General features: G+C 48.1%; 1 protein-coding gene. It reads right to left on the bottom strand.

Features of this window, described 5'->3' with window-relative positions; genetic code table 11:
- Positions 1–65: 65 nt before the first annotated feature.
- Positions 66–977, bottom strand: a complete 912-nt coding sequence (locus DW49_RS1000000129740) for a helicase-related protein (protein ID WP_338109215.1) — start codon at positions 975–977, stop codon at positions 66–68.
- Positions 978–1,094: the final 117 nt, after the last annotated feature.

Here is a 1,094-nt window from a genome sequence, read left to right as displayed (position 1 = left end):
TACAGATGCCCTATCGAAATGATGACGGAAATGATGTCCAAGCATCATGAGAGTCCATCCCTAACTCAATAGCCGGGTGTTGCACTCAGCCTCTGAAACCGCCACTTCATAAGTGTCGGCACCGTTAAGCCGTCTCGATGTTCAGTCAATACAGCTATTATCTTTTCCACCAGAGCTGGAGACGGAAACGCATTGTCGATGAAAAAGTTATTTACGCTTTTTTTTTCATCACCATAAAGTAGAATGCCGTAGGCGTCAGGTAATGCCCGACCCGCTCGCCCGACTTGTTGATAATAGGCTACGACGGAACCTGGCATCTGGTAGTGTATGACGAATGACAGGTCAGGTTTGTCATAGCCCATTCCCAATGCCGTCGTGGCGACGACGGCTTTCAGCAGATTGTCATCAAGGTTTTTTTCAATGGCTGCCCGGTCTTCCGTTTGCCCCGTATACGCCTCAACGGCAAAGCCCTTGTGCTTCAACCATCGGGTAAGTTCTTCCGCATCGCGCACCGTGAGAGCATATATGATTCCACTGCCTTTCAAACAGTTCAGGTGTTCTGCGATCCAGGCCATTCGTTGTGCCTGGTTCGGTATGTATAGAGTTTGCAGCGTCAGTGAGGCGCGGTTCAAGTCGCCACGTGATATCTCAATATCAGGGCCTAATACATGAGTGAGGTCATTAATTACTCGATCGTTTGCAGTCGCTGTTGTTGCCAGAACTCTCATGTTTGGAGGCAGCTTTTTTATTGTTCTTTCCAGCAGTCTGTAGTGCGGTCTAAAATCATGCCCCCAGTCGGAAATGCAATGGGCTTCGTCTACAACCAGGAGGGAAATGTTTGAAGCTAATTGTGGTAGTGATTTTTCGCGAAATCGACTATTGGCAAGTCGCTCTGGCGAAATAATTAAAACATCAACGTTGTCTGCTTCGATCAATTGCTCGATGGACACCCACTCGTCTTCATTGTCTGAATTGATGTGTGCGGCTTTTAAACCCGGCGGTTTCAGAGGCTGAGTGCAACACCCGGCTATTGAGTTAGGGATGGACTCTCATGATGCTTGGACATCATTGCCGTCATCATTTCGATAGGGCAT

Source organism: Pseudomonas avellanae BPIC 631 (genome assembly GCF_000444135.1).
In the GTDB taxonomy this organism is placed as follows: Bacteria; Pseudomonadota; Gammaproteobacteria; order Pseudomonadales; family Pseudomonadaceae; genus Aquipseudomonas; species Aquipseudomonas avellanae.
The sequence above is the reverse complement of the archived record's forward strand: the minus strand, read 5'-3'. Positions and strand labels throughout refer to the sequence as shown.